This window comes from Pleomorphomonas sp. NRK KF1 (genome assembly GCF_023721755.1).
Lineage (GTDB): Bacteria > Pseudomonadota > Alphaproteobacteria > Rhizobiales > Pleomorphomonadaceae > Pleomorphomonas.
On record NZ_JAMDLH010000004.1, the window covers coordinates 291,282 to 317,132 of the forward strand.

Sequence of the window (25,851 nt, forward strand, 5' to 3'; positions counted from 1 at the left end):
CGCTGTCCGACGAACGCGGTGTTACTTCGCCTTCTCGATCGCGGCCGGGCCGACGGCGCCCTCGACCTTGCGGGCGATGAACTCCTTGTAGATCATGAAGCCGGCGAAGACGATGGCCGAGTAGCCCGCGAAGGGGAACAAGAGGTTGACCAGCTGGTCGAACGGCAGGATGCCGCCGAACACGATGCCGACGGCGGCAAGGCCGGTGGCGATCAGGTTGAACTTCATCGTCTTGTCGGCGGCGAACTTGCGCACGGTCATCAAGAGGAACGAGGCCACCGCCGAGTAGATGCACAAGACGATCAGCGCGGTGAAGATGAAGCCCAGCACCGGCGAGATGGCGTTGGTGATCGCCAGCGTCGGCACCTGCTCGCCGACGATCAGGTCGTGGTAGACCAGCTCGGCCAGCACCAGCATGACGATGGCCAGCGTGAAGCCGGCGACGCCGACGATGGCGGCGACGCGCGCTTCCCTGAGGCTGCCGGCCGAGGCGCCGCAAGCCACCTGGAAGGGAATGCTGACGATCAGCGCCAGGAAGGCGTAGAGCGCGCCCGACCAGGCCCAGTTGGACGAGGCCTGGGCAAAGCCCAGCGTCGGCATCGCCGCGTCGGCGGCGGCCAGAAGGCCCGGCTGCTGCGACAGCGTGTAGAGGCCGGCGCAGCCGACGATGACCATGAACACGATCTTCACCGGCCCGATGGTGCCGATGATGTTGATCAGCTTCTCGACGCCGAGCAGCGTGGTGCCGAGCGCCAGGAGGCCGATGATCCAGATGCCCGCGTAGGTTGGCACCTGGAAATACTGGTGGATGGTGGCGCCGGCGCCGGCCAGCATCACCACCATGATGCCGTAGATCAGGGCGACGCTGTACCAGATGTAGACCTGTCCGACATACTTGCCGCAGTAGTGTTCGAACACGTCATAGGGGTTCTTGAACTGCTTCCGCTGGCCGACGCTGAACAGCAGGAACGTCAACACGCTCATGATCACCATGAAGATGAGCGCGGCGATCAGGCCCTTGGTGCCGGAGCTGGCGAAGAATTGCAGGATCTCCTGCCCGGTCGAGAAGCCCGAGCCGATCCAGTAGGCCGACAACGCGCCGGCCAACAGGACGACCTTCTTGAGGTTCAGTGCTTTTTCCATCATGTCACTCCACGTTTAAGGTTTCTTCTTCGATGGGAAAACGGTGTGTCCTGGCTCCGTTGGTCTATGCGGTGCCGGGACTTTGCTTGGGAAAATCGCCTCGCATGGCCGCCGGAGCGGACTTACGCACCGATCATCAGTTTCAATATTTCGAGGTCGGTCCCCTTCATGCCGACGCTGGCGACCTGGCCGATGTTGGCGATGGTGCCCTCCACGTCGGCGGTCACCAGGCCCTCGCCGTCAGAGAAGGCCTGCCCTTCCACGGCGAGGTGATGGGCCATGATCGCCGCGTCGACCGCCGAGGCGATCTTGGCGGCGCAGGAGGGTTTCGCCCCGTCGCAGACGATGCCGCCGACATTGCCGATGGCGTTGGTGATCGTCCGCGAGATCGCCGCGAAGTCGCCGCCCTGCATGTAGGTGATGGCCGCGCCCGCCCCGCAGGCGGCGCTGACGGCGCCGCAGAAGGCCGAGAGCTTGCCGATCAGCGTCTTCTGGTGGATGGCGATCAGGTTGGAGAGGACCAACGCCCGATAGAGCATGTCCTCGCCCACCGCCAGTTCCTCGGCATAGGCGATCACCGGCAGGGAAGCGGTCATGCCCTGGTTGCCGCTGCCCGAGTTGATGATCACCGGCAGCGCGCAGCCGCTCATCCGGGCATCGCTGCCGGCCGCCGCCCGCGCCTTCGCCCGCGTCCGGATGTCGGAGCCGGCGTATTTCAGCAGCGTGCGGCCGACGCCGACGCCATAGTGGCCGCTCAGCCCTTCCTCGGAAATGCGGGTGTTCTTCTCGATCTGGTCGGCGATGATCGGCGCGATGTCCTCGATCTCCACCGTGTCGGCGAAGGCGATGATGTCGCGCACGTTGAGCGCCGACGCCCCGTCGTCGGCCGCCGCGCCGACGGCCACCTCGCGGTCGACCAGCACCTCGCCATCGCGGACGACGCGGCAGATGTTGGTGTGCGAGCCCTTGATCGACACCTCGGCCGACGCCTCGCCGGCGAACACCTTGACGATGATGTGCAGGGTCTCGTCGCCCTCGATCAGATGCGTGCGGCAGTAGCCGGCCTCCAGCAGCTGACGGATTTCCAGCCGCTGGACCGGCTCCACCGCCTCCAGCACCTGCATGCCGGCCTTGGCGTCGCCGCCGACGATGCCGGCGATGGCCGCCGCGTCGATGCCCTTGAGGCCGCCGGTCTTGGGCACCACCACGCCCTTGACGTTCTTGACGATGTTGCCGCTGCACCAGGCCTCCGCCCGCTCCGGGCGGGTCTTCAGCACGGCGGTGGCATAGGCAGCGGCATAGGCGACGGCGATCGGCTCGGTGCAGCCGAGCGCCGGAATCAGCTCCTTCTTGAGGATGTCGACATAGGTTCGGTAGGTCTGGGCGTCGAGCCGGGCGATGGTCATGTCGGTCATGCCCGCCGCGAGAACTTGACTTCGCACACCGGGTGCCCCTCGGCGATGGTCTTGCCCAGCTCGAACTCGAACTCGCCGAAGCGGCTGGCGATGCCCCGGTCGCCGGACATGGCGATGTCGCAGAGCTTGGCCATCACCTCGCTGTCGACGCCGATCTGCTTCCAGGCGGCGACCAGCGGGCAATGGCCGTACTCCAGCACCAGCTCGCTCTCGTCGAGCTTCTTCACCTCGATCTCGAAGATCTTGCGCACGTCCTCGGTGAAGAAGGTCTCGCCGAAGGAAACCATGCTGCCCTCGGTGTCCATCCGCTCCTTGATGCCGTCGCCGTGCAGGCAGCCGGTGTCGAAGATCGCCTGATGGCCGATGCTCTCCCAGTCGAGACCGCGCTTCTTGGCCTCCATCAGGATCAGCCCCATCCACAGGCCGCGATGGACGATGGCCCCGCGCACCTTGTTGATGGTGGCATCGTCAGTATTCTTCGGTTGATTGAACGCACACATGTTCTTCTCTCCACTTGAACCCGGCCGAAAAGTACAAACCTCCGGCCTCGCGGCCGATCGACACCGGCCACGCAAGACATTCCTTCGGCAAAAAGCCTATGATTGGCGTATTCCCCCGAACCGCCCCTTCGGATCATCCGGCCTGCCCGACCCGATGACCTGACCTCTGAAACGACCTCTCGTCGTTACCCACGTTTAAACTTCACTCGACCGGCGTCTTTGCCGGCAAACACTGAATTGCACGGCCTGTGCCAGAATTGGCCGACGCGGCGCTCTCACGCCAAAGGGCTATGCCGCGCCGGGGGCGTCCCGGACGGCGGAAAGCCGCCCAATCGGCGCGCCAAATCCCGGACCGGCCGGCACCAGCCCGCCCGCCCGTCCCGCCCAACACCCTGATATCCTTTCCGGAACCGCCTCCCGCCCTCGGCCGCCGCCACGCCCCGGCCGCCCGGCAAGAGCCGCGCCCTGCCCATCACAGCGGCACGCCCGATAAGTAATCTTCCGCTACGCCCCGCGCCCCCGATCCGGCCTCATCAGCCACCCCCACCCGCCTCGCTCCTCCCGCCCCAGCCGGCCATCACCCGCGAGGTTTCGCAAAATGAGAAGCGAGAACGACCAACCGGCTGACTGGAAACGGTTTTTCACCGCTTCGCGATTTCGCAAAATGAGAATACGTTAAGGAGAAGTAACCGGAGAGCATGTGAGCGGAAGGCCCCGCTTCTTGAAGAGGTAGCTTCAATCGGCCAGCCACGTCCGTTATCGAGGCATGACTGCTACAGGAATGCTCCCCATCGAACCAATTATACGAAATGCATAATGAAGGTCAACAATTATGCATTCTAAGAGCTACTCGAATAAATTCTTGAAAAACCCTCGAACCCCTAACGGCAGCAAGAAGCTCTTGCTCCAGAGCAGGGTCGCTCGATACCGCGTGCGGCCAATCACTCAAAAGATCCGCCATTCGTAAGGACATCTTTTTCGAAAGCGGCGCTTTTCCGGACAATATCTTTGATAAATGCCCCTGATGGACATTCAGCAAGCGCGACAGCTCAACCTGAGACATCAGCGTCTCGCGCCGTTTGCTCTCGACCCTACGGACAATCTCTGGGATCTTGTCATTCATATGCATTGCATATACAGTTTTGGCCATGTCCGCTATATCGAATCCCGCACCTCGTTTCCGCCCTGACGACGAAGTCGTGCCCGGCGTACGTTTTGGCCTGAGCGGTTGGGTAGGCAGTCCAGCGTATTGGGCCAAAATGGCAGAGTTCGAGGCCGATGACCCTGAGGACTACGTCAGTCCAAAAGGCACTCCATTAGCCGAAGATTTGGCGTTTTGCCTTTTGGGCGGTTACGGCGTGAAGATGGAGCTTAATCGCGCCGCATGGGAGCACCTTTTCGAGGCCGGCGTTTATTCCTCTGACCCGGTCCCTTCTCGTCAAGAAATCGAGGAGCTGCTCAGTATGCCGCTCTTAGTAAAGGGAAGGTGGCATAAATACCGCTACCCACGGCAACGGGCTGATCGGCTCCATGTTGCACTAAATGCGATCCGTGAGCGCCCACCGCAGACTGACAATCATCATACGTTTCGTCAGCAGCTGATGGAGTTACCTGGCATTGGCCCCAAAACCGCGTCCTGGATTGTCAGGAATTGGTTAGGGAGCGATGAGGTCGCCATCCTTGATGTTCATGTCCTTCGGGCAGGGACACTTATGGGACTGTTCCCTGAGAACTATCGCCTACCGAAAGACTACGAAGCTCTCGAGAAAAAATTCCTCGATTTCGCGAAAGCGATTCAGGTTAGGGCGTCTCTTCTTGACGCCATTATGTGGCGGGATATGCGGACGCTGTTCAACTAATCCGATTACGTTTCATCAAGCGATCTCCTAAAATTAGAACTGGAGGCTTGATTCGATGGCTGGCAAGAGCAAACCGACGGGTAACCGTAAACGTCCTGAGGATTTGGGCGTACTGAAACCGAAGATTGGCAAAGATGCTGAAGGAGCTGGTTCGGGCGGGTTTGAAGGCGCCGACCAATGCAGTATCAGTATAGACACTGACTTAGAGGGAATACGCCTTCCTGCTCTTTCCGGTCTTTCAAAAGGTGACGCTCTCCGGATCGGCACGGATTTTTTTGAAAAGCACCCCATTGCAGTAGCAATCAGATCCGACGGGATGATTGTTGGCACGCTAGCCTCATTCCAGAACTACGCAACTTTCCTTGAGTGCCTACAGAACGGGGTGGAGTACGTCGTAACTGTTACTGAGCTCGGTTCAGGCCATTGCCACGTTGTCGGCGGACGTACAGCATGATCATCGTTGGCGGCGTCTACCGTGAGGAATGCATACGCCCTCACTGGTCGCGTATCTTTGGATCCGCAGGGCGCGCGGCTGTAGCGCTATCTGGGCTTTCGCCAGACTCGCGCTTAGTAGCCTATGCGTGTGCTGGCTGGGCAGAAGACGTACGACAGACCATGCGCGGATTGGGGATGACGGCAGATCTACAGGAGATTACGCACGATATCGCGTTCCACTACCTTCACCCCCTCTCCGTGCCAGAACTTGTCGGCACACCCGACATCCCATTTCCGTCACTTTCGGCTAGCGGCGACGTGGTACTGCGGTTCGGTATGGTCGAAGGCGATGCAACCATAAGCGCCGAACGCGCGATCTACGACCCCCAGCATCCAGCGGCGGCCCTCCTTTTTCATGCCAATGGTTCAACAGCGAAAGAACTCGCTGTCGTACTCAACGAGGCGGAGCTTGAGTATGGCGCTTGCAGCAGTGACCCTTGGAACTACAAGACTATACGCGATCGCTTCGGTGCCGACATCGTTGTGGTCAAGCGCGGCCCGCTCGGAGCTGTGGTCATGCAGCCAAGCGGTAACATAAAGATTCCCGCCTATCGATCGGAAACCGTTTTCAAGCTGGGTTCGGGCGACATCTTCAGCGCCGTCTTCGCCCACCTTTGGGGCGAACGCAAATGGCCGGCGGCCGAGGCTGCCGACTTCGCATCACGCGCGGTTGCACGCTATGTATCGACGCGCGGAACGCAAGTTTCGCTTGATGGGCTTGAGGACTTGGCTCCGTTTGCAGACGGAGAAACAGCTAGTCGCATATACATCGCCGCGCCCTTCTTTACGCTTCCGCAAAGGTGGCTCGTCGAAGAGATGCGTGGCTGCCTGGCGATACTAGGTGGAGATGTGTTTTCGCCAATTCACGATGTAGGCGCTTTTGGTGGCCCTGATTACATCGCGAACAAGGACCTTGAGGGACTACGGTCGTGCGGCACAGTTCTCGCGGTAATCGACGGAGAGGATGCGGGCACGTTGTTTGAGGTTGGATATGCTCGGAATCTGGGAATCCCAGTTGTAGCTCTCGCGGAAGTGCCGAGACAGGAAAGTCTGACAATGCTGGAGGGAACTGGCTGCACGATAACAAATGATTTCACAACAGCAGTTTACCGCGCGATCTGGAGTTCTCTGAGATGAGGGCGCTTCTGTTCTCGGGCGGGCTAGACTCGTCAGCTCTAGCATGGTGGCTTAGGCCCGATGTATGCGTCACCGTCGACTATGGTCAGCGCGCAGCCAAGGGTGAAATAGCCGCATCTTCTGCATTATGCAGCCAGATTGGTCTCGAACACCGCATAATCTACGCGAACCTTTCGTCTCTAGGATCTGGCTCGATGGCGGCAAAGGCGGCTGCGAACGGTTCATCAGCCGAAGAGTTCTGGCCGTATAGAAATCAAATGCTTGTAACACTCGCGGCCATGAAACTGATGCCTGAGGGCGCGACAGAGATTATCCTTGGTTCGGTGTCAACAGATCAGCACGCTGATGGAAAGACACCCTTTTTGAAATCCCTCGACCGTACCCTCTCGTTGCAGGAAGGACGTGTGCGTGTCACTGCCCCTGCACGACGGATGTCAACAAGAACGCTCTTGCGAACTTCGGGCTTTCCATACGAGCTGATCGGTCTCACCTTTTCATGCCACGTCCATGAGTATGCATGCGGTCAGTGCAACGGTTGCCTAAAGCACCGCGAATGTGTGGAGCTGGCATATCCCCGTTCAAGAAGGGGGACTACCTGATGGCAGGGTACGCGCCAAAGAGCACTCGCCAAGCTGCGACGAGGCGAAGACCTGTGGTCATGGAAGATAGCTGTGACCTTCGTTTCAATGTCGATCTTGTCGGAATCAGGTCGGACCACGTGCAAAGTATTGAAGACGGTGACATACTGTTCGTCCAAATCTCTGAAAATGAAAAGTGGCGCAGCCTTGTTTGCGTGACGAATAGCGGCGACATCGTAGGCACCCTGGCGGCTTTTCAGGGACTCGCCCAGCTAATAACCTGTGTGGAAGCTGGATCACGTTACATCGCAGTTGTAGACTTTGCTTCAGCTACTCGTTGCTCTGTTGAGGTCATGCGAGCATGATTATTGCCGGCGGCACGTATCTTGAACATTGCCAGTATCCGAAATGGGAGCGCTTGTTCGGATCAGGAATGCGAGCGGCCATCGCGGTGAGCGAGCTGTCAGAAAACACGGTGCTCCACACCTACGTGCCGAATGCATGGAGAAAAGACGTCGAAGCAACCCTTGCCAGTTTCGGGATTATCGGGAAGCTGGAACCAACCAAACACGAGCTGATCTTCGAATATCTCGATACTCTGCAGAAATCTTATGTTCCCCCTATCCCCGCTGAAGCAGAGCAAGAGAAGCCGCTCATTGTTGCCGGCGATGTCGTACTGCGTTTTGGGCTTATGGAGGGAACTGCGGAGGTTAAGGGTCGCACTGTTGTTTACGCCCCGCAAAATTCTTACGTAAAATTCCACAAAAATGGTTCGAAGGCCGACAGACTGGCGGTGATCCTTTCTAAAGAGGAGCTTCTCGGTTTTGGTGGACTAGACGGTAAATTGCCGACAGAAGATTACCTCGCAGAAGCAGCGCAAAATGTTTTCGAAGATAAACCTGCTCCGCAGATCATCCTAACCAAGGATGGTTTTGGAGGGCTGCAAGTATTTTTCGGCGGGGACCCAATTTCGATAAAGAGCTACTCCGCGGAAAGCTATTTCCGTATTGGTGCGGGGGACGTTCTCGCCGCAGCTTTTGCGCACGCATGGGGTGAGCGAGGTTTGGAACCTGTCGAAGCAGCAGACTTCGCAGCACGTAGTGTCGCTTACTTCGTCGAGGATGCACGGCTACCGCTACTTCCCCCGTCACAATTGCCCGAGCTTCGCCAAAGTCGCAGAAATGATCAGAAACTCCGTCTCCTCGGTGTCGGACGCTTCGAGGCGAAATCGCTCGTCATGCAGACCGAAATTTGGATCGAGAACCTCGGAGGCTCGACTGCTTTTACTTTCATAGACTGGAACGGAGAGAGCCGAGTAGAAGGGCCGATTGATCTTCTCATCATCGGATCAAGCGAGTCGCCATCAACCTGCGACGAAGTACGCGAGCGAATAGGAGACCCCAAAGTGGTATTCTGGCCAGAGCGTGATCGCCGGACTGTCCAGCTATGTTTTCCAGTATCGCGCATAGCGGGTGATTTCCCTAGCGCTCTCTACCACGCTATGCGGAGTCCCTCACCATGACGACGACGCAACCATCCCGAAAATCGCTGCCTCGCGTACTCGATAAGCGCCCGCATGGCGCGCCAGGACCAGCAGAATATGAAGCGATGGTCCGCGAAACACAGACTCACTGGATCAAATTCATCGAGTTTATCGACGCAAAAGCCCATCCCATGAGAGTCTTTCGGGGGTGTGGCTCAGAGCAACACGAGTTCATACCGACAGTTGGGAGACCGCCTGCCGTATACTCAGCTCTCTACGAGGAAAGGGTCTTTCGCGCGTTCCAGCAATCGGCAGGACCGATGTTCCAGCTTTCTGTAACGGGCGACTGGAATTGGCTTGCAGTTGCACAGCATCACGGCCTCCCAACCCGCCTGCTGGATTGGACTACCAATCCCCTAGTTGCCTGCTATTTTGCGATTTCAAGTGGGGAGCCAAACGAGAATGCTGTCGTCCATGCAGTCAATATCCCTTCTGAGGACGTTGTAGACCCTGTAAAGGACTCGAATCCCTTCGCGATCGATCGCGTGATGTTTCTCATACCTGCGAAGTCGGCACCGAGGATTGTAAACCAGCGTGGTTTGTTTTCGGCCCATAATCAACCTGACCGGCCGTGGCTACCAAGGAGCGCTGACAAGTTCATCATTCCGGCCAGAATGCGATCGAGGTTTCGACGGACGCTTTTCAAAATGGGCATAGATCAGAGTCACATCTATCCCGATATCGTCGGTCTCTGCGAAACGTTGAAATGGCGATACATTGAGAGAATCGGCATTGGCACTCCGATGATCGGGTGAAGGATATGGATGACAAGGACAAAATGTTGCGCCAGAAGATCGTCGAAGCAGTGCAAACGATGAACTATCAGGACACACAGGCCTGGTCAGATCTAGATCTCCTTTCGACGTCGACGCAGGTTGACACGGTGGAAACCTTCGAGAAAGAGATCCGGTTCAAAGAAGATGAGTTTCAGGGGCCACTGACTTGGTATGTTGTCCTGCGCTATGGAATGAACACGAACGATCCGCTGGAAACTTCAGAGAGCTTCCCAGGGACCTTCCGTGGCAGAATCGTTGATTCCGAGCCAGTCATTGACGACATGACGGTCGATACATCGTCATTCCATGGAGAGATTGCTGACTACGATGCCCCTGATTTTTAGCTTAAGAAGCAAAATCCGCTCTGTGAGGCGCGTTGGTGCGTCGCTCTTGATCATTTGAGCTTCATTCAATAGCACGCAACGCAAGGCACACCTCTGCCCCCCCCTCACATCCCCTTCCTCTTCCTGTACAGCGTCGCCAGACTGATCCCCAGCATCGCCGCCGCCCGCTTCTTCCCTTCCAACGTCTCCCCGCACTCCGCCAGCGCCTTGCGGATCGCCTCTGTCTCCGCGCTCCGCAGCACCCCCGCCGCCGGTGCCGACACCCCCGCCCCCGCCGACGCCACCTTCGCCCCCTCCCGTATCCTCTGGGGCAGGCTTTCGAACGTGACGTAGGGCGTCTGTTCCATGTTGACGGCGTATTCCACGGCGTTGGCCAGTTCCCGCACGTTGCCCTTCCACGGCCAGGCGGTGAGCGCCTCCTCGGCATTGGCCGAGAAGCCCTTGATGGGTTTGCCGAGCTTCTGGCCGTAGAGGCGGAGCATGTGGGCGAGCAGCAGCTTCACGTCGCCGACGCGGGCGCGCAGCGGCGGGATGTGCAGCGGAATGACGGAGAGCCGGTAGTAGAGGTCCTCGCGGAACTCGCCGCGCGCCACCAGTTCCTCCAGCACCCGGTTGGTGGCGGCGATCACGCGTACGTCGACGGCGACGGACTTGTGCCCGCCGAGGCGCTCCACCGTCTTTTCCTGCAGCACGCGCAACAGCTTGGGCTGAAGGTGCAGCGGCATGTCGCCGATCTCGTCGAGGAAGATGGTGCCGCCGTGGGCCAGCTGGAACTTGCCGGGACGGCCGCCGCGCGCCGCGCCGGTGAAGGCGCCGTCCTCGAAGCCGAACAGCTCGCTCTCGATCAGCGTCTCGGGCATGGCGGCGCAGTTGAGCGCCACGAAGGGCTTGGCCGCGCGCGGGCTGGCGTGGTGGATGGCGCGCGCCAGCAGCTCCTTGCCGGTGCCGCTTTCGCCGGTGATCATGATGTTGGAGCCCGAGGCGGCCACGCTCAGCGCCTCGCGCTTCAGCCGGGCGATCTGCGGGCTGGCGCCGACGATCTCGTCGAACGAGGTGGCCAGCGGCGACGACGTCAGGTTGTTGATCACCTTGTAGACGTCGTCCATCTTCTTCAGCGCCAGGATGGAGCCGGCGGTCTTCTCGCCCTCGGCCACCGGCTTGCCGGAAATCAGCACGTGGGTGCCGCGCCCCTGCTCGCCGACGCGCAGCTCGATGTTGGTGAAGGCCGTTCCCTCTGAAAGCAGCGTCCCCACGTAGCCGCCGCTGAAGAAAGCCTGCACCGGCTGGCCGATCAGCGCCGCGCCGTCGGCGCCCAGCACCTCTTCCACCACGGCGTTGGTGTGGACGATCCGCCCCGCCGCGTCGACGGCGACGATGCCCTCCTCGATGGAGTCGATGATGCCGGTCAGCCGGTTCTTGGCGATGGTCAGCTTCTCGGCGGTCTCCTGCTCGATCAGCTTGCTGACGATCAGGTCGGCCATGCGGCGGGTGAACACCACGAGATTGTCGCGGTTGTCCAGAAGCTTGGCCCGCGCCGCCTCGGTGATGGCGATGAGGCCGATGGCCCCGACGCGCGCGCCCTCGCGCTCGATCGGCACGCAGATCATGGCTTCGAGGTTGCACTCGGCCTGCTCCACGCAGGCCATGCACTGCGGGCTGTCGGCCTTGCTGGCGATGGTCGCCGTCTCGCCGGTTTGCAGCACGTGGCCGATGACGTAGGTGTCGCGGATCTCCGTCACTTCCCGGTTGAAGTGCCGCTTGGTGTCGCCCACCTTGCGGAACTCGGCATCGGAGATGATGACGTCGACGTCGAGAACGCTGGAGATCGCCTCCGACACGTTCTGCACCGCCTCGTTGATGTCGACCAACCCCACCATGAACAGCCACCCGCGCCGGAACTCCCTGCCGCCGGCACATCAATGCCTTTCGGCGCGGCGGTCAACACGCCTATGGACGGGAAACGGCGAAATCGGCAGGGGCACTCACCGCCCGCGCCTCATCGCCAGGGCCACGACACCGGCGCAGGCCGCCACCACCAGGGCGTCTTCGATCAGGCCGCTTGGCGTCTGTCCCATGGAGGTCATCGCCCGCTTGCGGCCGGCGAGCGTGGTGTAGGCCAGGGGAACGGCCGTGCCCACCGCCAGCGCCGCCCCGGCCTTCTCCCGTCCGCGCGGAGCCAGCGCCGCCCCGGCGATGCCGGCGCTCATCACGCGCGCCAGCAAGCCCAGGAAGACGGTGCGGTCGGGCGCCGACTTCATCTTGTCGCCCAGCACCTCCCCAAAGCCCATGGCCAGGGCGCCGAGCTTGAAGAGGGGGTGATCCAGCAGGTAGAGGCGCCCCGGCACGTTCCGGCCGGCCAGCCGCACCGTGGCTATCATCGCCATGGGCGTCATGGACCGGGCGCTGGCGATGGCGCCGATGAGGGCGGAGGGAAGGAGAGCGGCGTAGGTCATGCCGACACAACCCGCAAGTCGGCCGACGGTTCACGCCAAGCCGACAGAAAGGGGCACCGGCCGGATGGGTAGGTCACCCAACCGATTGTTCTTCCTGCATATCATGCTGCCCTCCTCTGCCTGCGCAGAGGAGGACAGCATGATGGGGAGGGGAGGACAGCGTGATGGGGGCGGGGTAGTTCCGGGTTGCGCCGCATGTCCTGGGGCGAACCGCCTTCGACGCGAGTTGCATGGACGCACGCCCCCACTCGGCGTAATTCTGCGGAAATCCCTGCTCGGTCGAACAAGATGCCTTCCCGGTGGCCCCTCGCCCTTGCTGCGCTGCTTCTGGCCGCCCCCTCGCCGGCCGGGGCCTTTCCGCGTCCTCCGCTGGCGAGCACGAACATGATCGTCCTGGTACGCGGCGCCACCTGCAAGACCGTCGACAGCTGTCGCGAGGCGGTCGCGCTCTGGTGCGGCGGCTACCGCCGGGCCGACGGCGACCACGACGGCATACCCTGCGAAAACGTCTGCCACAGCCGCCAGCAAGTGCGGGAAATCCAGGCCGAAATCGGCTGCGAGTGACGCCGGCGATGTCAACCTCACATTGACAAAACAGGGCAAAATGCCCTATATACAGACCAGCAGCAGGTAGCGAGGCTTCCGCAAGGTCGCTGTTGCAGGTGCACCTCCTAGAGGTCGGCATACCACGGTAAGGCACTCTCGCATAAGGCCCCTTCGGGGGCCTTTTCTATTTCGGCACCCTATGCCGCTGATAGTAGAATTTCTTGATCGGCTGGATGATCTTGTCGCGGCGCTTCACATGGGCAAAGTTCCATGCCTTCCGATAGCTGCTCACAACGACGAACTCTACATCCACACCATCCGAAGAGCTTGGATACAGGTAATATATGACAGTGTCATGCTCGCCGCTGACCAGCGCACCCTCAATGGACGCCAGATTATACTTCTCGTTTCCGTCCCGAGATTCCCAGGTCAGCGCATTGGACAGGATCAGTCTTCGGCACAGTTCGGGGAGCCGTAAAGAGGCAGTTGGCAACGCCCCGCCTCACTCCACCAGCTGCGTGCGGATCGATTGCAGCTCGCGCAGCCTTTCCTCGTCCACCGTCGGATAGCTCATCTTGAGGTCGGCGAAGGTGTCGAGGATGATTTGCGACACGATGAGACGGGCGGTTTTCTTGTCGTCGGCCGGCACGACGAACCAGGGCGCGTGGTCGGTGCTGGTGGCGGCAAGGCAGTCCTCGTAGGCGCGCATGTAGGCGCTCCAGTATTGCCGCTCCTTGATGTCGTCGACGCTGAACTTCCAGTTCTTCTCCGGGTTGTCGATGCGGGCGAGGAAGCGCTTGCGCTGCTCGTCCTTGGAGAGGTGCAGGAAGAACTTGACGATGCGGGTGCCGTTCTGGTCGAGGTGGCGTTCGAGGTCGGTGATGGAGCGGTAGCGGTCGCGCCAGATGTGGCTCTCCTTCTTGAGGGCGTCCGGCAGCCCCTCGCTGATCAGGATCTCCGGATGCACGCGCACGATCAGCACCTCCTCGTAATAGGAGCGGTTGAAGATGCCGATGCGCCCGCGCTCGGGCAGGTTGCGCGTCGTCCGCCACAGGAAATCGTGGTCGAGCTCCTCGGCGCTGGGGTGCTTGAAGCTGAACACCTGGCAGCCCTGCGGGTTGATGCCGGACATCACGTGCCGGATCGCCCCGTCCTTGCCGGCGGCGTCCATGGCCTGGAAGATCAGGAGAACGGCGTTCCGGTTGCCGGCATAGAGCATCCGCTGCTGCCGGCTGAGCTCGCCGACGGCGCGCTTCAGCCGCACCTTGTAATCGGCCTTCGACTTGTAGACCGGCTCGACGCGCGTCGGCCACTTGCCGAGGTCGACCTTGTGCCCCTCGGGAACGCGATAGTCCTTGGTTTCGATCTTCATGGCGCCCTCGCATCTTTGCATGGGAAAGCCGACCCCGGCGTCCTTGACACACCGGTGTCGGCTCAAATTCTAGCTCGGGCGAAACTCGCTGGGGCGCGGCAGATGGCGACGGGTTCGAGAACCGGAGCGCAGCGGGCTTAAGGCCCGTGAGCACCGGAAGCACAGAACACTAAGCCAAGGGCATCCGCCCGAAAAGTTGCAGACTTTTCGGGCCAAGCGGATGCCCAGGGATGCCCGCCCCAGTAGAGTTTCGCTAGCCGAGGCGGCGCATGCGGGGATCGGAGTCGTTATAGTAGGCGCCGAACTGGTTCTCGTAATCGCGGTCGACGATGGTCGACTCGTCGTAGACGGGGCTGTTCTTGACCTTGTCGCGGCTGACGTCGACGGACACGGTCTTGTCGTCCCAGTTGATGTCCTGCGCCGAGCTGGGCAGGATCAGCACCTTCTTGCCCGGCCACCAGTTCTTGGTGTCGATCACCAGGTAGTGGATGCTCCAGTCCGACTCCTCGATCAGCATGTCCTCGATGTGGCCGATGTCGCCGTCGGTGGCCTTGATGTAGTAGCCGACCACGGTGTCGACGCTGCGCAGGTTCGGGTCGTCGCGCCGGTGCTGCGCCTCCATCGCCTCGGCCTCAACGCGCGAGGTGTCCGGCGGCGGCACCATGACGGGCGTCGGCGCGGTCATGCCGCTGCCGTAGCCGCCCGAATAGAGCCCGACGCCCCAGTAGGGGCTCCAGCCGTAATAGTGGTAGATGTCGCGCTCGGCCTGCCGCGACACCGGCCGCTGGGTGTCGACGTCGGGGCTGTCCTTGACCTGCTGCCGCGTCAGCTTGACCGAGAAGGTCTCGTTCTCGGCGTTGGCGTGGCCCAGCGTCGAGGTCGGCAGCAGCACCCTGCGGTCGGTGAACCAGGTGCCGGCATCGACCACGAGCCAGCGGATGTGCCAGCTCTGGTCGTCGAACAGCAGATCGCTGACGGTGCCGATCTCGCCATCGGTGGCGACGACGGTGTAACCCTTGATCTTCGATGCATTCCACAGCATGTGAGCACTCCCTTGATTGGTTGTCGGTGGTTGGTCGGCGCCGCCCCTTCGTCGGGGCGTGCCCCGTCAGGCGTTCGGCAGCGCGTAGGCGATGATGGCGTCGCCGGGTTCGGTTCCGGTGGAACCATGGCCGCCGGCCACCACGACGAGATACTGCCGGCCGTCGGCGCCCATGTAGGTCGACGGCGTTGCCTGGCCGCCGGCCGGCAGGCGATCGCGCCAGATCTCCTTGCCGGTTTTCAGGTCGTAACCGCGGACGTAGTAGTCCATGGTGCCGCTGAGGAAGGCCAGGCCGCCCTTGGTGACGATCGGTCCGCCGATGCCGGGAACGCCCATCTTGAAGGGCAGCGGAATGGGCGACAGATCGCGCACGGTGCCGTTGACGTGCTGGTACACTGTCTTGCCGGTCTTGAGATCGACCCCGGCGACGTAGCCCCACGGCGGCGACTGGCAGGGCAGTTCGAGGGGCGACAGGAAGGCCCCCATCTTCGAGGCATAGGGCGCCCCGAAGTTCTCGTTGAACACGGCCTCTCCGTCCTTGGTCACCACGCGGGCATAATCGTCCGAGCGCGGCACCATCTTCGAGGTGAAGGCCAGGTAGACCGGCATGGCGAACATCACCTGCCGGTTGGGATCGACGGCCACCGCGCCCCAGTTGAACGCGCCGAAGTTGCCGGGATAGACGATCGATCCCTTTTCGGTCGGCGGCGTGTAGCGGCCGTCGTATTCGAGCTGGCGGAACTGGATGCGGCAGACCATCTGGTCCAGCGGCGTCGCGCCCCACATGTCGCTCCCGGTGAGCGGCTTGGGCTTGAACGAGACGGCCGACACCGGCTGGGTCGGCGCAGGCGTCTCGCCCGGGACGCCGCCGGTCGGCGCGGGCTCCTCGGTGACGGGCAGCACCGGTTCGCCGGTGGCGCGATTGAGCACGAAGACCTCGCCCTGCTTGGTCGGCGCCACCAGGGCGGGCACGCGGTTGCCGTCGATCGTCAGGTCGACGAGGCTGGGCTGGGCGGGCACGTCCATGTCCCAGAGGTCGTGATGCACCGTCTGGAACACCCAGGCCACCTCGCCGGTGTCGGCATCGAGCGCCAGGATCGACGACGAGTATCTCTCGACCTCGGGGCTGCGGCCGACGCCATACTGGTCCGGGGATTCGTTGCCCATCGGCAGGTAGATCAGGCCGAGATCGGGGTCGTAGCTCGAAACGCTCCACGAGTTGGGCGAGTTCTGGCTGTAGACCTGGCCGTTGGCGATCGGCGCCGTGTCGTTCGGCTTCTTGGCGTCGAAGTTCCACACCAGCTCGCCCGTGAAGGCGTCATAGGCGCGGATCACGCCCGACGGCGAGGTGGTCGCGACGTTGTCGTTGACCGCTCCACCGACGATCACCAGGCGATCGGTCACCACCGGCGGCGATGTCGAGTAGATCGAGCCGGGCGTGATGTTGGGCATGTTGGCCCACAGGTTGACGGTGCCGTCCTCGCCGCCGAAGCCGGGGCAGATCTGGCCGGTTTCGGCGCTGAGCGAGATCAGGCGGCCGTCGGACGTCGGGGCGAACAGGCGCCTGACGCAGGTCGGATCGATTGGGACGGACAGGGCGCCGGGCGGTTCCCGGTTGATTACCGGGTTCGGGGCGTCGCGCTCGGCCTGGCCGGTGACGACGTTCTGCGGCACGCCGGCGGCGCCCGTCGTCACCTCGGCGGCGCTTTCGGAAACGCGCTGACCCTCGGTTTCGTCGGTGGGCGCCTCACTGGCGGGCGTCTCACTGGCGGCGGCCTGATCGGCAGGCGCCGTCGCGCCGGGAGCGGCGGCCGTGGCGGCGGCACCCAGCCCGGTGTTGCCGGCGGTGGTGGGCCCGGCGACGGCCGAACCGTCGAAATAGGAGACGCCGCGGCAGGTCAGGTGCTGGGTCGTCTGCGAGGCGGGTTGCTTGAGATGCGGATCGAACCGCCACTTTTCCTTGCCCGTGACGGCGTCGAGGGCGATCACCAGGTTGTGCGGCGTGCAGATGTAGACCGTGTTGTCGACCATCAGCGGCGTCACCTCATAGGTGGTTTCGCCGGGATCGTCGGGTCCGCGCACGTCGCCGGTGTGGTAGGTCCAGGCCACCTTGAGATTGTCGACGTTGTCGGGGGTGATCTGCTCGAGCGGCGAGTAGCGCCGGCCGGCGGCCGTGCGCCCGTAGGCATGCCATTCGCCATCGGGGATACGGGTCTCGACGTCGCTGGTTTCCGACATGCGGGCGTCGCTGAAGGCCCCCGCCGTGTCATGCGGATCGTTGAACATCGACCCCACGCCGACCACCGACACCAGGGCGAGGCAACTGGCCAGAATGGCGCTGGAGGCGCCGTAGCCGTGCCATTTCCGCCCCTTTTCGGCGAGCGGCCAGACGACGGGCGGCAACAGAAGCAGCGCGCCGATCACCATCAGCAGGCTGCCCCGCGCCGACAGCGCCCACCAGTCGAACCCGACCTCCCACAGCGCCCAGAGAAGGGTGATCAGCAGCATGAAGCCGTAAAGCGCCAGCCCCGTCGCCCGCCGCCGATAGAAGAGGAAGGCTGAGCCGAGATGCAGCAGGCCGAGAACGGCGTAAAACGCCGATCCGCCCAGCGAGACGAGCCACACCCCGCCAATCAGAAAAAACAGGCCGATGGCGCCGACCAGAAGGGAGGCCAAGACTGGAAACACGTGCACGCTCCTTGTTTCCGGGCAAATCTTGGCGGCAATCGCAATGACGAAAACAGCGGAAAGCCGCGGGGACAGCTCCATTGAAAAGTTGGGTTTGTGAGGGCCCAACGCCCCACCCGGCCATGGGTTCCGTTCGAATTTCGCCCCGCCCCGCGAAAGACGCGCCCCCTCGTCCCCGCCCCGAAGGCTATGCCCCGGCGGCGGGAAGATGGTTCGACGGGAAGCCGTGCAAGCTTCCATCTATTTGTTTTATATAGGAATACGCCGCCAGCCGGACGTCAGCGCCGGATGATGCCGCTCAGGAAGACGTCCACCAGATGGGCGATGCGCTCCTTCGCACGAACGTGGACGATCGACCTGAAGGGCCGGGGCATCCGCGTCAACGTCGTCTCCCCCGGCATGGTGCTGACCCCGGCCATGCGCACCTACCTCGATGCCAACGCCGGCGCCGAGGACTGGATGCGCCAGACCATCCCCTTCGGCCGCCTCGCCCACACCGACGAGATCGCCAGGGCAGTCCTGTTCCTGGCCTCCGACGACGGCAGCTTCGTCGGCGGCGAAGAACTCTTCGTCGACGGCGGCTTCGTGGCCGTCTAACCGGCGCGTCGCCCGATACCAGCCTGTCGCCCATATCGTCCTGAGGTTCTGCGCCTTCGCGCAGAATGACAGGAGAGGGATAGGAACGGGAGCTTCATCTCGCGGCCTGAGAAGCACCGGAAACGCGACGCATCCCCTTGTTTCATATCAATTAATCGTCATCCTCTGCGAAGGCAGAGGACCTCAGGAAGGTAGGGCGAGCCGCCCCTATCGGCCTCCCCCTCCGCGAAGGCGTCATCCTCCCCTCACCCAGCCGCGCCCCACAGCGAGGAAACCGCCAGGGCGGTGCTGTTCCCGGCCTCCGACGACGGCGGCTTCGTGGCCGTGTGAACGGCGCGTCGCCACGAGCCGGCGCATCGCCATGGATCGAGCGTCGCCCGATACCAGCCTCTCGCCCATCTCGTCCTGAGGTTCTGCGCCTTCGCGCAGAATGACAGGAGAGGGATAGGAACGGGAGCTTCATCTCGCGGCCTGAGAAGCACCGGAAACGCGACGCATCCCCTTGTTTCATATCAATTAATCGTCATCCTGTGCTTTAGGCGCAGGACCTCAGGAAGGTCGGGCGAGCCGCCCCTATCGGCCTCCCCTCACCCGGCCGCGCCCCACAGCGAGGAAACCGCCAGGGCGGTGCTGTTCCCGGCCTCCGACGAGGGCAGCTTCGTCGGCGGCGAAGAACTCTTCTTCGACGGCGGCTTCGTGGCCGTGTGAAGGCAAATCGCCATGAGCCGCCGGGTCGCCCGATACAAGCCTCTCGCCCATCTCGTCCTGAGGTTCTGCGCCTTCGCGCAGAATGACAATCTATCTATATGTTTCTAAAATATAATTCTGTCATCCTCTGCGAAGGCAGAGGACCTCAGGACGAGAAATCCCGACGCCCCTATCATCCTCCCCTCACCCAGCCGCGCCCCACAGCGAGGAAACCGCCAGGGCGGTGCTGTTCCTGGCCTCCGACGACGGCGGCTTCGTCGGCGGCGAAGAACTCTTCTTCGACGGCGGCTTCGTGGCCGTGTGACCGGCTCGTCACCGCGAGCCGGCGTGTCGCCATGGATCGTGCGTCGCCCGATACAAGCCTGTCGCCATATCGTCCTGAGGTTCTGCGCCTTCGCGCAGAATGACAATCTATCTATATGTTTCTAAAATATAATTCTGTCATCCTGCGCGAAGGCGCAGGACCTCAGGACGAGAAATCTCGCCGTCCCTATCATCCTCCCCTCACCCAGCCGCGCCCCACAGCGAGGAAACCGCCAGGGCGGTGCTGTTCCTGGCCTCCGACGAGAGCAGCTTCGTCGGCGGCGTAGAACTCTTCTTCGACGGCAGCTTCGTGGCCGTGTGAACGGCGTGTCACCACGAGCCGGCAAATCGCCATGGATCGTGCGTCGCCCGATACCAGCCTGTCGCCATCTCGTCCCGAGGTTCTGCGCCTTCGCGCAGAATGACAATCTATCTATATGTTTCTAAAATATAATTCTGTCATCCTGCGCGAAGGCGCAGGACCTCAGGACGAGAAATCTCGCCGCTCCTATCATCCTCCCCCTCACCCGGCCGCGCCCCACTTCAGCGCCTTCTCGAGCGCCGGCCCGAAGAAGGCCCAGTCGTGGCCGCCCTCCCATTCCTCGTAGCCGTAATCGAAGCCCAGCGTTTCCATCTCCGCGGCGAAGCGGCGGTTGTCGGCGAGGAAGAACGCGTCGGACAGGCCGCAGGCCGTGCGGATGCGCGGCTTGACGGCCGCCCCGGCAAGCCCGCGCGCCAGGGCGGGAACGTCGAGCCGGGGGTCGTAGGCGAGGTCCTCGCCCAGCACCGCCTGGAAATCCCGGATCAGCCGCTCGCCCCACATGCCCTTCAGCGCCTCCACCGTCAGGTCGCGCGCCTTAAGGTCGAAATCCTCGCGCAGGTTGAGGCAGGGCGAGGAGAAGGCCGCGCACCAGCCGAACCGCTCGGGCCGGGAGAGCGCGACGCGCAGCGCGCCGAAGCCGCCCATCGACGCGCCGACCACGCCCGTCCGCTCGCGCGCCGTGTCGACGTTGAAGAGGTCGGCGCAGACGCGCGGCAGCTCGTCGGCCACGTGGGTGAAGTAGTCGAGGCCATAGCGCATGTCGGCGTAGAAGCTGCGCGCCACCTCCGGCATGATCACGATGGCCTCGCCCTCGGCGGCGAAGGTCGCCAGCGTGGTGTAGTCGAGATAGTCGCCCGACCGGCCGCAGATGCCGTGCAAGAGATACACCGCCGACCGCTTGCCGCCCGCCCCCACCCCATTGGGCACGAACACCGACACCCGCGTCTCCATCTGGAGCACGGGCGAGAAATACTCACCGCGAAGAATCATGATACCGACCCCGACCCCACCAAACCAGCGCCGAGCGCCCCCGCGCCCGCCACCTCAAGTTGCCGCGCTCCCATACTCCCGCCGTCCCAGAGAAACAAGGCGGTGTCCGACGCTCTACAGCGCTGGCCGGAACACCGCCGGTTGTCCGTGGAAGAACGCCCGCATGTTGTCCTCAAGGCCGCGCCGCAGCGGGTGGTCGCAGTTCATTTCGTCGAACAGGACAAGCAGTTGCTCGTACTCCAGCCCGGAGACCTGCGATCCCGCGACCTCCACGATCTCGCCGAACCCGCGCGGGACGTCATAGTTCGTGGTCGTCGTGATCCGGTCACTCTCACGGACGGTCTGGTTGTAACCGTTCACCCATCGGGTCCAGCGCGTGTTCACACGCTGCATGGCATCCATCGGTTCGCCGCAGGAGCCGAGGCGGCGGGCGCGCAAGACGCCGTACATGGCCATCAGGCCGGAGTAGCGCGAGGTCTGGGCGTTCGCCTTGAGGGCGCCGGGCGCCACGGCGTCCAGCACCGCGCCAACCAGCCCGGCCGCGCTTGTGGCGCCGCTGCTGTCGGCCTCCAGAAGCTCTTCCAGCCTGTCGAAATCACCGAGAGCCAGCAGGCGCATGCGCTCCATCATCAGGCTGCCGCCGAACATGCGAGCGAGATCGTCGGACCCGTCGCCGGCCCCGAAATGCGGGAGCCCGTCTTTCAGATGCCCCGGCTCCTGAAGCGACAGATAGATGTCGTCCTGGACGTCCTTGACCGCGATGCGCGCCTGCGGCTCCTTCCGGGCCCATCCCATCTCCACGATGCCGGCTCGCCAAGCATACGGCGTCGTGCTCGGGTAGCTTGAATCCCAGATCAGTTGGCCGGCGCGCAGGCCTGCCCGCTCGGCGGGAGAATCGGGCAACGCCTGCCCGATGACCATGGCCAGGTAGGTCGATGCCTTCCCGGTCCAGTCCTTCATCTCGAAGGTTGTCTTTCCATCGATGACGAGGCCGGTCAGCAGCGCCGCGAGATAGGCATTCATCGTTTGCTCGGGGAAGACGGCTTCGGCTTTCTCGCCTCGCGCCAGCGTTTTCCATGCGACGTTGTCCGGTATGATCGGCGGCAGAACGCGCAAGTCCTTTGTGTTGTACTCTTCGGGACCGGCGAGAAAGAGCCGCTCTCCATCGGGCATGGCGGCGACCATCGCCTCGATGCAGGCAAGATCGGCGCACACCTTCTCCTCGCCTCCCCTCGGATAGGCGCTGGCGACCACATCACCGCTCCGTGGCCGGGACGAGTTCGGATCGAGCGCCGGCGATCCGTCCGCGATGCGGCCAACGCGCATGGTTCCATCGGGGTCGGCCAGCAGTTCGATGCCCAGTCGTTGCCGGATCACCTTCGGCCCCGCCGGCGGCGGCGTATTCTCCGTCAGGCCGAGTGCTTGCCTCAGCCTGGAATCCCCGCCCTCTTCCTTGGCAAGCTCGAGCGGCGGCGGCGGCGTTCCCGCCTCCCAGAGCACCGCGCTGCGCATCAGCCGGCCCTTGTGCCACCATTCCAGCGTGAAGGCCCCGTCGGCACGAGAGGAGAAGTCCAGGCGGGGGCCGGACGGGCAGGCTTCTCCGCCCCTGCCTTTCTGCATCTCTTCAAAGCTCACCATGACCTCTTCCGAGGGGGCCTGCGCATTGAACAGCCGCGATCGACAGGGAGAGCCGCTGTAGATCAGCGTCAACTCTTCCCCGACATAGCGCAGCTGAAATTCGCCGCTGCCGATCGACCCCTTGACGAACTTGCCCACCATTCCCGGCTTGATCCAGATGTCGATGATCGATCTCGAAAAAGCAGGACCATCGAGGAGAACCGCTCCGAGAAGGAAGGCGGATATCCCGACCGAAAGGGGCTTGAGGCGCTTCTTCATTGCCACGTCTCCATGATGATGAAAGCCGATGCGGGGGGCTGCCCGCCAGCGTCGCCCCCCACGGTCCGACCGCGTGATGCCCTATCGCACCAGCTGCCTGATGAAGTCGCGATGGATGAAGGAGACCATGTTCTGCTCCATCTGCCGCAGTTCGGGGCTCGAACAGGTGTAGTTCTTGAGGACGTCGGCGAACTGCGCGTATTCCTCTTCGCTGAACCAGTCCCTGAAGTTGCCGATCCGGTTGAACACCATCTCGAAGCCCGGCGGCACATCGATGGTGCCGGCGATCCTCATGCCCCGCGCTTCCCATCGCTTGAAGCGCCCCAGCCCATCGTTTACCGCCACGTAGGCGTTCTCCGACAGCGCCGCCTTGCCGACATCCTTGCCGCAGCTGCCCAGCAGCATCACCCGCGAGACGGCATATCCGCCCAGCAAACGCCCGTACTCGATCGTCTTGGTGAGCGAGTCGTAGCGGCCCGGGCTGAAATACCCGTCCCAATACATGTTGCCCTCGGTCGACCGCCCCTCGAGAAGCCGCGTCCGCCGCTCGCGTTCGAGGTTGAGAAAGAAGGCGAGCTGTTCTCCCCTCGGGTTCCCGGCCGAGTAGGTCAGGGTAAGCTCGGGCTGATCGACATCGGCATTCCGGTTCTCGACGGTTGCCTTGCACGGCTTGAGGTCGGCCGTCATGCATTCGAGCCTCAGGGCCCGGCCGGCCGGCAGACGGGCCAGCGCGCGAATGATCTGGTCCGGGTCGTCTTCCCGCTGGTCGGGATTGGTCCAGACGGCGGCCGTCAGATACATGCCCTTTTTCAGGTCCGGGCTCGTCAGGCTGCCGCCCAAAGGCTCCCCGGTCAGTTGCAGGGTCCACCGCTCGAAGCCCTCTGGCGCTCGAAGCCCTCTGGCCCCATGACGCAGGACGGCGACAACGCCGCGAGATTGAGGGGCGTCACGACGTCCCTGTCGTCCTTGAGCAGATCCTCTTCAATCTTGTAAGGACGCTTCTGGTGATTACTCCCCCAAAGGATGCACAGCTCCTCTTCGACCACCTGAACCGGCTCAAGGTCCGCGTCGGCATATTCGCTCGTCCAGGGATTGCAGTCCTCTTTCCGGCGCTCACACAAGCGCCGGGTGTGCATGTCGGTGTCGCCGACGCTCTTCAAGCCGCCACTGAAGCCCATCCCGCCGGAAGCGCCTTGGGTCCGAATTCCCAACCACCACGGGTCCTGCCTTGAAACATCGCTACCCGCCCTGACGAACACGGAAAAGCCGGGCGAGCAGGACTGATCGCCCTCGATCAGCTCCGCGTGCCAACTCTCGCCGTTTCCTTCCGCCTTGTAGCCGCATCCCAGCTCGGGGAAGCGGATCCAGCGCTCGCCCAGCCGGCGCTCCACGGAGATCAGGAGCGTCGGCCTCTCGCCGATGAAGGACTCGACCTCGCCCTCGAACCTGAAGTCGGCTTTCCCCTCCCGCGCCTGGGCGGACAGTCCCGCCGAGAGAAGAGAGGTCAGAACGAGCAAGAACGTCGCAAGATATCTCGCCATGTTTCCCCCTTCGCCGACGGCCCGCCTAGAGCAACTCCAGCAAAAGTGGGAACCGGTTTTGCTGGAACTACTCTAACGTTGGCCGCGAACCGCCGACGCGTTGGCATCACTTCGAAAACGAAAGCCATTGTTCCTTGTTGGCGATGTTCAGCAGCGTCAGCTGGCCGCCCTTCCTGAAGGGCATGTACCAGACCTGCTTGCTGCCCGACTTCAGCACCACAAGCACCGGCGAGGTCGGCTCCTTCTTGTTGCTCATGATCGTGTAGTCGGTGAAGGCGTTGCTGCTCTTGCCCGAGCCGTAGGCGACCTTGCCGCGCAGGAAGACCACGATGCCCTTCTCCTTGCGGTGGGTGGTGAACTTCCACGTGCCGTCAAGGCCGAGCGCCTTGGCGCTCGTCGGCACGCTCCAACCCGCCGCCTTGCCCTTCGCCGCCGCCTGCTTGAGGCTGGCGGTATCCGTCTTGATGGTCGGCACGGCGGCGATCAGCTTGCTCTCGCCGGCAGCGTGTCCGGACCCAGCCACTGCAATCGATACAAGAAACGCCCCGAAGATGGATGTAGCCGCTTTGATCATTTTGCCCTCTCGACAAAAGACATGACTAAAATTGCCGCAACTGCTGCGACATCGAACGTTTACGATCGACGTGTTTGATGCTGAAATGAGGGACTTGTCCTCAACTCGGCCAGGACGAGGTATTCATGAACTGACAGAGAATTTAACCAAACTAAGCCTGTTGAATATTTAGCAGCCGCCGCGCGAGCGTGAAACCTGACAACGTTGATAGGGTATGCGATGAGCAAGCTCCAATCCGCTGCCGAGGCCATCATGAATGCCCAGACCGCGGAGGAAGCCTTCGATATCTACCGCGCCTTCGCCGCCCATCTCGGCTACGACAAGGCGATGCTTTGGCTGATGACCGATCACCCCTCCATCGGCAAAAGCGCCTTTCACGGACTGCGGACCACCTACCCCGAAGACTGGATGAAATACTACCGGGAGAAGGCCCGCCACCTCGTCGACCCGGTGTTCCAGCTCATCATCAGCCGGCCCGGCGCCTTCTTCTGGTCGCAGGCCATCGCCAAGCTCTCCCAGACGCCGCGCTTTCACGGGCAGACGCATGACGCCTGGCAGACGCTGATGCGGGAGGCCGAGGACGCGGGCCTTGCCGACGGCATGAGCGTGTCCATCGTCAACACGGCCGGCGAGATCGCCGGTTTCGGCATTTCGCGGTCGCGGCGCGAGGGCGAGCAGAACATCGAGGGTCTCGCCGACGTCTTCCTGCTGTCGTCGGTCTTCTACGATACCTATCTGCGCTTTCACGCGGCGGGCGACTTTCCCCGCCTGACGGCGCGGGAAAAGGACGTGCTGTGCTGGTCCGCCTCCGGCAAGACCGATTGGGAAATCGCCGAGATCACCGGCATCTCGCGCGCCACGGTGCGGTTCCACTGGAACAACATCTTCCAGAAAATGGGCGTGAGCAACAAGATGGCCGCCACGGTCAACGCCGTCCGGCGCAAGCTGATCATCCCGGACGCGCTACGCTCGCAAGCGGCGAAGTGAGACCGTCCTCGCCCATGACCGGTTCGGATCGATGAACCTCGC

At 62.6% G+C, this 25,851-nt stretch carries 25 protein-coding genes and 1 pseudogene; 11 read left to right on the plus strand and 15 right to left on the minus strand.

Going from position 1 to position 25,851, the window contains the following annotated elements; translation table 11 throughout:
• Positions 1 to 21: 21 nt before the first annotated feature.
• The 4 genes from M4J39_RS12795 to M4J39_RS12810 all read right to left on the minus strand — a co-directional run bounded on the left by M4J39_RS12795 (position 22) and on the right by M4J39_RS12810 (position 4,208).
• On the minus strand, positions 22 to 1,146 hold the full coding sequence (locus tag M4J39_RS12795) for a hypothetical protein (RefSeq protein ID WP_251728396.1): 1,125 nt from the start codon (positions 1,144 to 1,146) through the stop codon (positions 22 to 24).
• A 119-nt stretch (positions 1,147 to 1,265) separates the two neighbouring features.
• Entirely contained in the window at positions 1,266 to 2,558 is a 1,293-nt protein-coding gene (locus M4J39_RS12800; RefSeq protein ID WP_251728398.1) for a serine dehydratase subunit alpha family protein, read from the minus strand.
• On the minus strand, positions 2,555 to 3,058 hold the full coding sequence (locus tag M4J39_RS12805; RefSeq protein ID WP_251728400.1) for an L-2-amino-thiazoline-4-carboxylic acid hydrolase: 504 nt from the start codon (positions 3,056 to 3,058) through the stop codon (positions 2,555 to 2,557). The genes M4J39_RS12800 and M4J39_RS12805 overlap by 4 nt, the downstream gene beginning before the upstream one ends.
• An 823-nt stretch (positions 3,059 to 3,881) precedes the next feature.
• Positions 3,882 to 4,208: a helix-turn-helix transcriptional regulator gene (locus M4J39_RS12810; RefSeq protein ID WP_251728401.1), complete on the minus strand. Its 327-nt coding sequence runs from the start codon at positions 4,206 to 4,208 to the stop codon at positions 3,882 to 3,884.
• Between M4J39_RS12810 and M4J39_RS12815 the strand changes: the two genes are divergently transcribed.
• The 7 genes from M4J39_RS12815 (at position 4,207) to M4J39_RS12845 (ending at position 9,790) form a co-directional block, all read left to right on the plus strand.
• Complete coding sequence (locus tag M4J39_RS12815; protein ID WP_251728403.1) at positions 4,207 to 4,917, plus strand: hypothetical protein; 711 nt, start codon at positions 4,207 to 4,209, stop codon at positions 4,915 to 4,917. The two genes, M4J39_RS12810 and M4J39_RS12815, sit on opposite strands and share 2 nt — an antisense overlap.
• A 55-nt stretch (positions 4,918 to 4,972) precedes the next feature.
• Positions 4,973 to 5,371: a hypothetical protein gene (locus tag M4J39_RS12820; protein WP_251728405.1), complete on the plus strand. Its 399-nt coding sequence runs from the start codon at positions 4,973 to 4,975 to the stop codon at positions 5,369 to 5,371.
• A 176-nt stretch (positions 5,372 to 5,547) separates the two neighbouring features.
• On the plus strand, positions 5,548 to 6,549 hold the full coding sequence (locus tag M4J39_RS12825; RefSeq protein WP_251728406.1) for a PfkB family carbohydrate kinase: 1,002 nt from the start codon (positions 5,548 to 5,550) through the stop codon (positions 6,547 to 6,549).
• Positions 6,546 to 7,148 carry a 7-cyano-7-deazaguanine synthase gene (locus tag M4J39_RS12830; RefSeq protein WP_251728408.1) on the plus strand — a complete coding sequence of 201 codons (603 nt, stop codon included), beginning with the start codon at positions 6,546 to 6,548 and terminating at the stop codon, positions 7,146 to 7,148. Before M4J39_RS12825 ends, M4J39_RS12830 begins: the two co-directional genes overlap by 4 nt.
• A gap of 340 nt (positions 7,149 to 7,488) precedes the next feature.
• A complete protein-coding gene (locus tag M4J39_RS12835; RefSeq protein ID WP_251728410.1) occupies positions 7,489 to 8,649 on the plus strand; it encodes a hypothetical protein in 1,161 nt (386 codons plus the stop codon).
• Positions 8,646 to 9,425: an FRG domain-containing protein gene (locus M4J39_RS12840; protein WP_251728412.1), complete on the plus strand. Its 780-nt coding sequence runs from the start codon at positions 8,646 to 8,648 to the stop codon at positions 9,423 to 9,425. The genes M4J39_RS12835 and M4J39_RS12840 overlap by 4 nt, the downstream gene beginning before the upstream one ends.
• 5 nt (positions 9,426 to 9,430) lie before the next feature.
• Positions 9,431 to 9,790, plus strand: coding sequence for a hypothetical protein (locus tag M4J39_RS12845; protein WP_251728413.1), 360 nt, complete (start codon positions 9,431 to 9,433; stop codon positions 9,788 to 9,790).
• Positions 9,791 to 9,894: 104 nt separating this feature from the next.
• Here the strand turns inward: M4J39_RS12845 and M4J39_RS12850 are convergent, their stop codons facing one another.
• Both M4J39_RS12850 and M4J39_RS12855 read right to left on the minus strand, forming a co-directional pair.
• Positions 9,895 to 11,667, minus strand: a complete 1,773-nt coding sequence (locus M4J39_RS12850) for a sigma-54-dependent Fis family transcriptional regulator (protein ID WP_251728415.1) — start codon at positions 11,665 to 11,667, stop codon at positions 9,895 to 9,897.
• Between the two features lie 105 nt (positions 11,668 to 11,772).
• Positions 11,773 to 12,243 (minus strand): DUF4126 domain-containing protein, encoded by a 471-nt coding sequence (locus tag M4J39_RS12855; protein WP_251728417.1) that lies wholly within the window; start codon positions 12,241 to 12,243, stop codon positions 11,773 to 11,775.
• A gap of 384 nt (positions 12,244 to 12,627) precedes the next feature.
• Here M4J39_RS12855 and M4J39_RS12860 point away from each other — a divergent pair, with 384 nt between their 5' ends.
• The gene (locus tag M4J39_RS12860) at positions 12,628 to 12,807 is read left to right on the plus strand and encodes an excalibur calcium-binding domain-containing protein (RefSeq protein ID WP_251728419.1); all 180 of its coding nucleotides are present in this window, start codon (positions 12,628 to 12,630) and stop codon (positions 12,805 to 12,807) included.
• Positions 12,808 to 13,291: 484 nt separating this feature from the next.
• Here the strand turns inward: M4J39_RS12860 and M4J39_RS12865 are convergent, their stop codons facing one another.
• The 3 genes from M4J39_RS12865 to M4J39_RS12875 form a co-directional block, all read right to left on the minus strand.
• Complete coding sequence (locus M4J39_RS12865) at positions 13,292 to 14,161, minus strand: ADP-polyphosphate phosphotransferase (protein ID WP_251728420.1); 870 nt, start codon at positions 14,159 to 14,161, stop codon at positions 13,292 to 13,294.
• Between the two features lie 253 nt (positions 14,162 to 14,414).
• Positions 14,415 to 15,203 (minus strand): PRC-barrel domain-containing protein, encoded by a 789-nt coding sequence (locus M4J39_RS12870; protein ID WP_251728422.1) that lies wholly within the window; start codon positions 15,201 to 15,203, stop codon positions 14,415 to 14,417.
• A 66-nt stretch (positions 15,204 to 15,269) separates the two neighbouring features.
• Positions 15,270 to 17,891: a PQQ-binding-like beta-propeller repeat protein gene (locus M4J39_RS12875; protein WP_251728424.1), complete on the minus strand. Its 2,622-nt coding sequence runs from the start codon at positions 17,889 to 17,891 to the stop codon at positions 15,270 to 15,272.
• Positions 17,892 to 18,179: 288 nt separating this feature from the next.
• Between M4J39_RS12875 and M4J39_RS12880 the strand changes: the two genes are divergently transcribed.
• A complete protein-coding gene (locus M4J39_RS12880) occupies positions 18,180 to 18,488 on the plus strand; it encodes an SDR family NAD(P)-dependent oxidoreductase (protein ID WP_251728426.1) in 309 nt (102 codons plus the stop codon).
• Positions 18,489 to 19,368: 880 nt separating this feature from the next.
• Here M4J39_RS12880 and M4J39_RS23080 read toward each other — a convergent pair.
• Complete coding sequence (locus M4J39_RS23080; protein WP_371875445.1) at positions 19,369 to 19,533, minus strand: hypothetical protein; 165 nt, start codon at positions 19,531 to 19,533, stop codon at positions 19,369 to 19,371.
• Between the two features lie 189 nt (positions 19,534 to 19,722).
• On the opposite strand from M4J39_RS23080, the pseudogene M4J39_RS12895 reads away from it, so the two are divergent.
• A pseudogene (locus M4J39_RS12895) lies at positions 19,723 to 19,821 on the plus strand (oxidoreductase); the annotation flags it as partial.
• Between the two features lie 201 nt (positions 19,822 to 20,022).
• Here the strand turns inward: M4J39_RS12895 and M4J39_RS12900 are convergent.
• The 5 genes from M4J39_RS12900 to M4J39_RS12920 all read right to left on the minus strand — a co-directional run bounded on the left by M4J39_RS12900 (position 20,023) and on the right by M4J39_RS12920 (position 24,822).
• Positions 20,023 to 20,811 carry an alpha/beta hydrolase family protein gene (locus M4J39_RS12900; protein ID WP_251728428.1) on the minus strand — a complete coding sequence of 263 codons (789 nt, stop codon included), beginning with the start codon at positions 20,809 to 20,811 and terminating at the stop codon, positions 20,023 to 20,025.
• Between the two features lie 114 nt (positions 20,812 to 20,925).
• Positions 20,926 to 22,707, minus strand: coding sequence for a hypothetical protein (locus M4J39_RS12905; RefSeq protein ID WP_251728430.1), 1,782 nt, complete (start codon positions 22,705 to 22,707; stop codon positions 20,926 to 20,928).
• An 81-nt stretch (positions 22,708 to 22,788) separates the two neighbouring features.
• A complete protein-coding gene (locus M4J39_RS12910) occupies positions 22,789 to 23,508 on the minus strand; it encodes a hypothetical protein (RefSeq protein ID WP_251728432.1) in 720 nt (239 codons plus the stop codon).
• A 50-nt stretch (positions 23,509 to 23,558) separates the two neighbouring features.
• Positions 23,559 to 24,248 carry a hypothetical protein gene (locus M4J39_RS12915; RefSeq protein WP_251728434.1) on the minus strand — a complete coding sequence of 230 codons (690 nt, stop codon included), beginning with the start codon at positions 24,246 to 24,248 and terminating at the stop codon, positions 23,559 to 23,561.
• A gap of 106 nt (positions 24,249 to 24,354) precedes the next feature.
• On the minus strand, positions 24,355 to 24,822 hold the full coding sequence (locus M4J39_RS12920; RefSeq protein WP_251728436.1) for a hypothetical protein: 468 nt from the start codon (positions 24,820 to 24,822) through the stop codon (positions 24,355 to 24,357).
• Positions 24,823 to 25,041: 219 nt separating this feature from the next.
• Here M4J39_RS12920 and M4J39_RS12925 point away from each other — a divergent pair, with 219 nt between their 5' ends.
• Positions 25,042 to 25,809, plus strand: coding sequence for a LuxR family transcriptional regulator (locus tag M4J39_RS12925; protein ID WP_251728438.1), 768 nt, complete (start codon positions 25,042 to 25,044; stop codon positions 25,807 to 25,809).
• The last annotated feature ends 42 nt before the right edge of the window (positions 25,810 to 25,851 follow it).

What these genes read in the sequence shown, in the direction of transcription:
- M4J39_RS12795 (WP_251728396.1), bottom strand. Translation starts at nt 1,146, where the DNA reads ATGATGGAAAAAGCACTGAACCTCAAGAAGGTCGTCCTGTTGGCCGGC.
- M4J39_RS12800 (WP_251728398.1), bottom strand. Translation starts at nt 2,558, where the DNA reads ATGACCGACATGACCATCGCCCGGCTCGACGCCCAGACCTACCGAACC.
- M4J39_RS12805 (WP_251728400.1), bottom strand. Translation starts at nt 3,058, where the DNA reads ATGTGTGCGTTCAATCAACCGAAGAATACTGACGATGCCACCATCAAC.
- M4J39_RS12815 (WP_251728403.1), top strand. Translation starts at nt 4,207, where the DNA reads ATGTCCGCTATATCGAATCCCGCACCTCGTTTCCGCCCTGACGACGAA.
- M4J39_RS12810 (WP_251728401.1), bottom strand. Translation starts at nt 4,208, where the DNA reads ATGGCCAAAACTGTATATGCAATGCATATGAATGACAAGATCCCAGAG.
- M4J39_RS12820 (WP_251728405.1), top strand. Translation starts at nt 4,973, where the DNA reads ATGGCTGGCAAGAGCAAACCGACGGGTAACCGTAAACGTCCTGAGGAT.
- M4J39_RS12825 (WP_251728406.1), top strand. Translation starts at nt 5,548, where the DNA reads ATGACGGCAGATCTACAGGAGATTACGCACGATATCGCGTTCCACTAC.
- M4J39_RS12830 (WP_251728408.1), top strand. Translation starts at nt 6,546, where the DNA reads ATGAGGGCGCTTCTGTTCTCGGGCGGGCTAGACTCGTCAGCTCTAGCA.
- M4J39_RS12835 (WP_251728410.1), top strand. Translation starts at nt 7,489, where the DNA reads ATGATTATTGCCGGCGGCACGTATCTTGAACATTGCCAGTATCCGAAA.
- M4J39_RS12840 (WP_251728412.1), top strand. Translation starts at nt 8,646, where the DNA reads ATGACGACGACGCAACCATCCCGAAAATCGCTGCCTCGCGTACTCGAT.
- M4J39_RS12845 (WP_251728413.1), top strand. Translation starts at nt 9,431, where the DNA reads ATGGATGACAAGGACAAAATGTTGCGCCAGAAGATCGTCGAAGCAGTG.
- M4J39_RS12850 (WP_251728415.1), bottom strand. Translation starts at nt 11,667, where the DNA reads ATGGTGGGGTTGGTCGACATCAACGAGGCGGTGCAGAACGTGTCGGAG.
- M4J39_RS12855 (WP_251728417.1), bottom strand. Translation starts at nt 12,243, where the DNA reads ATGACCTACGCCGCTCTCCTTCCCTCCGCCCTCATCGGCGCCATCGCC.
- M4J39_RS12860 (WP_251728419.1), top strand. Translation starts at nt 12,628, where the DNA reads ATGATCGTCCTGGTACGCGGCGCCACCTGCAAGACCGTCGACAGCTGT.
- M4J39_RS12865 (WP_251728420.1), bottom strand. Translation starts at nt 14,161, where the DNA reads ATGAAGATCGAAACCAAGGACTATCGCGTTCCCGAGGGGCACAAGGTC.
- M4J39_RS12870 (WP_251728422.1), bottom strand. Translation starts at nt 15,203, where the DNA reads ATGCTGTGGAATGCATCGAAGATCAAGGGTTACACCGTCGTCGCCACC.
- M4J39_RS12880 (WP_251728426.1), top strand. Translation starts at nt 18,180, where the DNA reads ATGATGCCGCTCAGGAAGACGTCCACCAGATGGGCGATGCGCTCCTTC.
- M4J39_RS23080 (WP_371875445.1), bottom strand. Translation starts at nt 19,533, where the DNA reads ATGGCGACACGCCGGCTCGCGGTGACGAGCCGGTCACACGGCCACGAA.
- M4J39_RS12900 (WP_251728428.1), bottom strand. Translation starts at nt 20,811, where the DNA reads ATGATTCTTCGCGGTGAGTATTTCTCGCCCGTGCTCCAGATGGAGACG.
- M4J39_RS12905 (WP_251728430.1), bottom strand. Translation starts at nt 22,707, where the DNA reads ATGAAGAAGCGCCTCAAGCCCCTTTCGGTCGGGATATCCGCCTTCCTT.
- M4J39_RS12910 (WP_251728432.1), bottom strand. Translation starts at nt 23,508, where the DNA reads ATGTATCTGACGGCCGCCGTCTGGACCAATCCCGACCAGCGGGAAGAC.
- M4J39_RS12915 (WP_251728434.1), bottom strand. Translation starts at nt 24,248, where the DNA reads ATGGCGAGATATCTTGCGACGTTCTTGCTCGTTCTGACCTCTCTTCTC.
- M4J39_RS12920 (WP_251728436.1), bottom strand. Translation starts at nt 24,822, where the DNA reads ATGATCAAAGCGGCTACATCCATCTTCGGGGCGTTTCTTGTATCGATT.
- M4J39_RS12925 (WP_251728438.1), top strand. Translation starts at nt 25,042, where the DNA reads ATGAGCAAGCTCCAATCCGCTGCCGAGGCCATCATGAATGCCCAGACC.